This is a genomic window from Pseudomonas sp. RW10S2, from assembly GCF_014268985.1.
Classification (GTDB): domain Bacteria; phylum Pseudomonadota; class Gammaproteobacteria; order Pseudomonadales; family Pseudomonadaceae; genus Aquipseudomonas; species Aquipseudomonas wayambapalatensis.
On the sequence record NZ_JABWRO010000184.1, the window covers coordinates 1 to 6,629 of the forward strand.

The 6,629-nt window shown below is 65.9% G+C and carries 6 protein-coding genes; 4 read left to right on the forward strand and 2 right to left on the reverse strand.

What is annotated here, in order from left to right:
- Positions 1 to 14: 14 nt before the first annotated feature.
- Both fabV and HU729_RS24510 read right to left on the reverse strand, forming a co-directional pair.
- Positions 15 to 1,226: an enoyl-ACP reductase FabV gene (gene fabV, locus HU729_RS24505; protein WP_186711808.1), complete on the reverse strand. Its 1,212-nt coding sequence runs from the start codon at positions 1,224 to 1,226 to the stop codon at positions 15 to 17.
- 196 nt (positions 1,227 to 1,422) lie between these two features.
- On the reverse strand, positions 1,423 to 2,292 hold the full coding sequence (locus HU729_RS24510) for a LysR substrate-binding domain-containing protein (protein WP_186711809.1): 870 nt from the start codon (positions 2,290 to 2,292) through the stop codon (positions 1,423 to 1,425).
- 135 nt (positions 2,293 to 2,427) lie between these two features.
- On the opposite strand from HU729_RS24510, the gene HU729_RS24515 reads away from it, so the two are divergent.
- Genes HU729_RS24515 through HU729_RS24530 form a run of 4 tightly spaced genes read left to right on the forward strand, consistent with a single transcriptional unit; the run spans position 2,428 to position 6,596 of the window.
- On the forward strand, positions 2,428 to 3,483 hold the full coding sequence (locus tag HU729_RS24515) for an agmatine deiminase family protein (RefSeq protein ID WP_186711810.1): 1,056 nt from the start codon (positions 2,428 to 2,430) through the stop codon (positions 3,481 to 3,483).
- Positions 3,480 to 4,376 carry an N-carbamoylputrescine amidase gene (gene aguB / locus HU729_RS24520; protein ID WP_186711811.1) on the forward strand — a complete coding sequence of 299 codons (897 nt, stop codon included), beginning with the start codon at positions 3,480 to 3,482 and terminating at the stop codon, positions 4,374 to 4,376. The genes HU729_RS24515 and aguB overlap by 4 nt, the downstream gene beginning before the upstream one ends.
- Positions 4,377 to 4,379: 3 nt before the next feature.
- The gene (locus tag HU729_RS24525) at positions 4,380 to 5,474 is read left to right on the forward strand and encodes an extracellular solute-binding protein (RefSeq protein ID WP_186711812.1); all 1,095 of its coding nucleotides are present in this window, start codon (positions 4,380 to 4,382) and stop codon (positions 5,472 to 5,474) included.
- 3 nt (positions 5,475 to 5,477) lie between these two features.
- Positions 5,478 to 6,596 (forward strand): agmatine deiminase family protein, encoded by a 1,119-nt coding sequence (locus HU729_RS24530; protein ID WP_186711813.1) that lies wholly within the window; start codon positions 5,478 to 5,480, stop codon positions 6,594 to 6,596.
- Positions 6,597 to 6,629 lie beyond the last annotated feature (33 nt).

The window sequence follows — 6,629 nt, forward strand, 5'->3', positions numbered from 1 at the left end:
GGTCAAGGGCTTGCTTACAGCTCGATGCAGTCGAACCGTACGTCGGTGGCCACGTCTTCGTCGTAGTTGACGTCAGCGCGCTCGAAACCGAACAGGTTGAGGAACTGTTTCTTGTAACCGGCGTAGTCGGTCAGCTCGAACAGGTTTTCGGTGGTGACCTGCGGCCACATGGCCTTGCAGGCGTCCTGCACGTCGTCGCGCAGTTCCCAGTCGTCCAGGCGCAGGCGGGCCTTTTCGTCCACCTCGGCCGGAGCACCGTCGGCGCGGTACATGCGGTCGCGGAACATGCGGTCCAGCTGGTCCTGGGTGCCTTCGTGAACGCCCTTCTCCTGCATGATCTTGAAGACCATCGACAGGTACAGCGGCATCACCGGAATGGCCGAGCTGGCCTGGGTGACAACCGACTTGAGCACGGCAACGTTGGCGCCGCCCTTCACTTCACCGGCCAGCTTCTTGTCCAGGCGCAGGGCGGTTTCGTCCAGGTCCTGCTTGGCCTGGCCCAGGGCGCCGTGCCAGTAGATCGGCCAGGTGATTTCGGTGCCGATGTAGCTGAAGGCCACGGTGCGCGCGCCTTCGGCGAGCACGTCAGCGCCGGCCAGGGCGTCGATCCACAGCTGCCAGTCCTGACCACCCATGACGGTGACGGTGTCGGCGATTTCCTGCTCGGTGGCCGGCTCGATGCTGGCCTCGATGATGGTGTCCTTGTTGGTGTCGATGGCGGTCGACTTGTACGGCTGGCCGATCGGCTTGAGCGCCGAGCGGATCAGCTCGCCGGTCTGCGGCAGCTTGCGCACGGGCGAGGCCAGGGAGTAGATGACCAGGTCGACCTTGCCACCCATCTCGTTCTTGATCAGCTCGATGACCTTGGCACGAGCTTCGTCGGAGAAGGCGTCACCGTTGATCGACTTGCTGTACAGACCCTCGGCCTTGGCGAACTTGTCGAAGGCGGCGGCGTTGTACCAGCCTGCGGTGCCGGCCTTGGTCTCGGTGCCCGGCTTCTCGAAGAACACGCCCAGGGTGTCGGCGTTGAAGCCGAAGGCGGCGGTGATGCGTGCTGCCAGGCCGTAGCCGCTGGAGGCGCCGATCACCAGGACTTTCTTCGGACCATCTTCGCGCACGCCCAGTTTGCGGGTGGCTTCGATCTGGTCACGGACGTTGAGCTCGCAGCCCTTGGGGTGAGTCGTGGTGCAGATGAAACCGCGTACCTTGGGATGAATGATGGCCAATGTCTGTACCTCGTCAGGTTTATGCTGGGGAAGCGCCGCAGGGGCGATTCCGATTGATCAGAGGGTGAGACTACCCCCGCAAGTCATCCGACACATATTACGGGGTCAATGGCCCGAGCAAAACCCGAATCCGAAAGCGACTCGCTCCCTGTAGGAGCGACCTTGTGTCGCGCCCGATCGCGGCACAAGGCCGCTCCTACACAGGGACGGGTGGGGCCAGGGGCTCCAAGGCCGCGCGCAACCACGCCAGGAACTGCCGCGCCAGCGGATCGTCCTGGCTGTCGCGGTGCACCAGGCAACTCCAGGCCGGGCCACGCACCCGCTGCGCCGACAACGCCTGCAAACGCCCGTCGTCCACCAACCGCTGGGCCAGCAACTGGCTGACCAGCGCAATCCCCAGGCCCTCTCCCGCCGCGTCCAGGAGCAGCCCCGGGTCGGAGAAATTCAGCCCCTTGCCCTGCTGCCCCACCGCTTCGCCGCCCTCCAGTTGCCAGTGGCTCCAGTCCATCTCCCGTTCGCCGTGCAAGGTGGTGCGCCCGGTTTCGGGCAAGGCGGGATGGCAGGCGGGGTACAGGCGGTCCTGGTGCAACACGCTGAAACTGCATTCGGCCTGCGGGCCAAGATCATCGCGGATCGCCAGGTCGATGGTCTGGCTGCTCATGTCCGGCACCTCGAAACTGGTGAACAGCCACAGGTCCACCTCCGGGCAGCGCGCATGAAAGTCCGCCAGGCGCGGCAACAACCAGTGCCGGGCAAAGGCCGGGGTGGTGTTGACCACCAGTTGGTTGGGCTTGCGGTACTGGTCCAGCCGACGGATGCCCACCGCCAATTGTTGCAGCATGACCTGCGTAGTGCTGAGCAGGTCATGGCCCGCGTCGGTGAGGCTGACACTGCGCCCGGTCCGGTGGAACAAGGGTTGCTCCAGGTAGCTTTCCAGGCTGCGGATCTGCTGGCTGATCGCCGACTGGGTGAGGTTCAGCGCCTCGGCGGCCTTGTGAAAACTGCCCAGGCGGGCAGCGGCTTCAAAGCCACGCAGGGCATTCAGGGGCGGCCAGTGCTTGAGCATGATTGATAAGCCTTTCTAATCAGAAATACGCTAAATCTATCGTTAGTCCACGCCCATTCATAGCCATATCATGGGCACCAACACCCGCAACGGCGGGCTTCGTTGATAAAAATCACTAATACATTGGAGCTAACCATGGACCTGTCCATCGCCAGCGGCTGGCGCATGCCCGCCGAATGGGCCCGCCACGCCGCCACCTGGATGATCTGGCCGCACAACCAAGCCTTGTGGGAGTCCGGTTGGCGCGTGACCCTGGCCGACGTACAGCGCGACTACGCCCGGGTCGCCAGCGCCATCGCCCGTTTCGAGCCGGTGAAGATGGTCGTCGCGCCGTCCGCCATGGCCAGCGCCCGCGCCCTGTGCGGCGCCGGTATCGAGCTGATCGAACTGGCCGTGGACGACAGTTGGTGCCGCGACAGCGGGCCGACCTTCATCGCTCACCCGCAACACGGCCTGGCCGGCTTGAGCTGGCGCTTCAACGCCTGGGGTGGCAAGTCCGAGCACGGCCTGGACCGCAGCCTCGGTCGGCGCATCCTCGACCACCTGGGCCTGGAAGGCTTCAGCACACCGCTGTGCAACGAAGGCGGCGCCATTCATGTAGACGGCGAAGGCACCCTGATCACCACCGAGTCGGTGCTGCTCAACCCCAACCGCAACCCCGGCCTGAGCAAGGCGGACTTCGAGGAGTGCTTCGCCCGTCTGCTGGGCATCCGCAAGACCATCTGGCTGCCCGGCGATCCGCAGTATGTCACCGGCGACATGACCGATGGCCACGTCGACGGGGTCTGCGCCTTCGCCCGGCCCGGCGTGCTGCTGGTCGATGCCACCCACGAGCAAGGCTCGGTCTACGCCGACGTCGCCCGGGAAAACCGCCGCGCCCTGGAGCTGGCTCGCGACGCCCAGGGCCGGCGCTTCGAGCTGCTCGACCTGTTTGAGGCCAGCGCCGCAGTGGACAAGGACGCCGAAGTGTTCTGCGCCTCCTACACCAACTTCTACCTGGCCAACGGCGCAGTGATCATGCCGGCCTATGGCATCGACGCCGACCAGGCCGCCGCCCGTCAGTTGGCCCTGGCCTTCCCCGACCGCGAGATCGTGCCGGTGCGTATCGACCACATCGCCCACGGCGGCGGCGGCATCCACTGCATCACCCAGCAACAACCGGCCTGGCCTGTGACGGAGGAGCGCCCATGAGCCTGCTGCGCATCGCTACTACACAGATGAGTTGCGACTGGAACCTTGCGGCCAACCTCGACCGCGCCGAGCAACTGGTGCGCCAGGCCGCCGCCCAGGGTGCGCAGGTGGTCCTGTTGCAGGAGCTGTTCGCCACGCCGTATTTCTGCATCGAGCAGTGCCACAGCCACCAGGCGCTGGCCCAGGACTATCACGACAGCCCCCTGCTGCGCCGCTTCGCCGCGCTGGCCAAAGAGCTGGGGGTGGTGCTGCCACTGAGCTGGTACGAGCGCGCCGGCAACGCCTTCTTCAATTCGCTGACCGTGGCCGACGCCGACGGTCGCCTGCTGGGGATCTACCGCAAGACCCACATCCCCAACGCCATCGGCTACCAGGAAAAGGAATACTTCAGCCCCGGCGATACCGGTTTCAAGGTCTGGGACACCGCCTTCGGCCGCCTGGGCATCGGCATCTGCTGGGACCAATGGTTCCCGGAAACCGCGCGCTGCCTGGCGCTGCTCGGCGCCGAGGTGCTGCTGTTCCCGACGGCCATCGGCTCGGAGCCCGGTGCCGCCGAACTGGACTCACGCGACCACTGGCAGATGGCGATGCGTGGCCATGCCGCAGCCAACCTGCTGCCGGTGGTGGCCGCCAACCGCGTCGGCCAGGAAGTGGCGCGCAGCGACGAGCACCTGTCGATGCGTTTCTATGGTTCCTCGTTCATCTGCGACCACAAGGGCGCGATGCTCGCCGAAGCCGATCGCGACAGCAGCGGCGTATGGCTGCACGACCTGGATCTGGCGCGCATGCGTGAAGACCGCCTGAGCTGGGGCGTCTACCGCGACCGCCGTCCCGAGCTGTACGCACCGTTGATGACCCTCGACGGCCGCACCCCACAACCGACGAGGGCCTGAGCCATGCCACGCCGTCCATCACAACTGTTCGCCGCCCTCGCCCTGGCCTGCTGCGCGTCCGTCGCCCAGGCACAGCAGGAAGCCCTGCGCCTGTACAACTGGGCCGACTATTTTGCCGAAGACACCCTCAAGCGCTTCACCGCCGAAACCGGCATCCCGGTGATCTACGACGTCATGGACGGCAGTGAAGTGCTCGAGGCCAAGCTGATGTCCGGGCGCAGCGGCTACGACCTGGTGTTTCCCGGCGACACCGTGGCCGAGCGCCTGATGCGCGCCGGCAGCCTGCAGCCGCTCGACCGCCAGCAACTGACCGCGCTGGACGACATCGACCCAGGCCTGCGCGCCCTGCACGCGCGCTATCCCAAGGCCAGCGAAGCGACAGTGCCCTACACCTGGGGCACCATCGGCCTGACCTTCAATGCCGCCAAGATCCGCGAGCGCATGCCCGACGCACCGCTGGACAGCCTCGACCTGCTGTTCAAACCGGAGCTGGCCGCCAGGTTCGCCGATTGCGGCATCTCGATGATCGACTCGCCCGACGAAGTGCTCGCCGTGGTGCTCCACTATCTGGGGCGTGAACCCCGCAGCGCCAGGCGCGAAGACCTGGCTGCCGCCAGCGAGCTGCTCAAGTCGATCCGACCCTACGTGCGCAAACTGCAGTCGCAGCCGGTGACCGAACTGGTCAACGAGAACACCTGCCTGTCGCTGGGCTACAGCGGCGACGTGATCCAGGCCCAGCGCACTGCCGAGGCCGCAGGCAAGGCCATCGACTTCCAGTACCGCGTGCCGCGCGAAGGCACCACGGTATGGATGGACACCATGGCGATCCCCGCCGATGCACGCCATCCGGAGTACGCCTATCGTTTCATCAACTTCGTGATGCGCCCGGAAAACATGGCCGCGATCAGCAACTTCACCGGCTACCCCACGGCCAGCGCCAAGGCCCGTCCACTGGTGGACGCGCGCATGCGCGACAACCCCGACATCTACCTCGATGCCGCCACCTATGCCCGGCTGATTCCGGGCAAGGATATTCCCCAGGCCGACATGCGTGCGCGCATGCGCGTCTGGACCCGTTTCAAGACTGCCCAGGACTGACCCATGCCAACCCGTCGTACCTTCCTCCAGCACCTGTCGATCGCCGCCGGCCTCGGCGCCGCCGCAAGCATCGGCCTGCCGCTGGGCACCGCCCGCGCCAGCGAGGCGGGCCGCTGGTTCATGCCCGACGAGGGCGAGCCGCAGCGGTGCGCCTACCTCGCCTTCGGCGCCCAGGACGCGATCTGGGAAGACTTCACCGAAGACGTGCAGGCGGCGCTGGGCCGCATCGCCCGCGCCATCGCCAACTACCAGCCAGTGACGGTGTTCTGCCGCGAGGACGAGCGCGACCTGGCCGAGGAACACTGCGCCAGCCACAACACCACGTTCGTGATCACTGAGCTGGACGACATCTGGATGCGCGACATCGGCGCCAACTTCGTGGTCGACGACGATGGCGAGCTGGGCGCGGTGGATTTCAACTTCAACGGCTGGGGCGGCAAGCAACGGCACCGCTTCGACGCGAAGCTGGCCAAGCAGGTGGCCACGCGGGCGAACGCTGCCTACCAGCGCAGCGAACTGGTCGGCGAAGGCGGCGGTATCGAGGTCGATGGCCATGGCACCGGAATCATGACCGAGAGCAGCTGGATCAACGGCAACCGCAACCCCGGCTGGAGCAAGGCCGAAGTCGAGCAGGAGCTCAAGGCGCGCCTGGGCCTGCGCAAGATCATCTGGCTGCCGGGCATCAAGGGCAAGGACATCACTGACGCGCATGTGGACTTCTATGCGCGCTTCGTGCGCCCCGGCGTGGTGCTGGCCAACCTCGACACCGACCCCGATTCCTATGACCACGCAGTGACGCTGCGGCATCTGGAGATACTCAAGCAGGCCACCGATGCCGATGGCCGGGCGTTGCAGGTGCACACCGTGTCGCCGCCGCTGAAACCACGCAAGAGTGCATTCAACAAGGGCAACCCGGATTTCGCGGCGGGGTATATCAATTATTTCGTGATAAACGGTGCGGTCATCGCCCCGCAGTTCGGCGACCGCGAGGCCGATGAAAAGGCCCGGGCGTTGTTGGCCGAGTTGTATCCGGATCGGGACGTGGTGCAGTTGGATATCGATGCCATCGCGGCGGGAGGTGGCGGCATCCATTGTGTGACCAGCCATTGTCCAGCGGTGTGAGTACCGGCCCTATCGCGGGGCAAGCCCGCTCCC

Bases quoted from the DNA above. Each gene is read 5' to 3' on its own strand.
- HU729_RS24510 (WP_186711809.1), bottom strand. From the start codon at position 2,292: ATGCTCAAGCACTGGCCGCCCCTGAATGCCCTGCGTGGCTTTGAAGCC.
- HU729_RS24515 (WP_186711810.1), top strand. From the start codon at position 2,428: ATGGACCTGTCCATCGCCAGCGGCTGGCGCATGCCCGCCGAATGGGCC.
- aguB (WP_186711811.1), top strand. From the start codon at position 3,480: ATGAGCCTGCTGCGCATCGCTACTACACAGATGAGTTGCGACTGGAAC.
- HU729_RS24525 (WP_186711812.1), top strand. From the start codon at position 4,380: ATGCCACGCCGTCCATCACAACTGTTCGCCGCCCTCGCCCTGGCCTGC.
- HU729_RS24530 (WP_186711813.1), top strand. From the start codon at position 5,478: ATGCCAACCCGTCGTACCTTCCTCCAGCACCTGTCGATCGCCGCCGGC.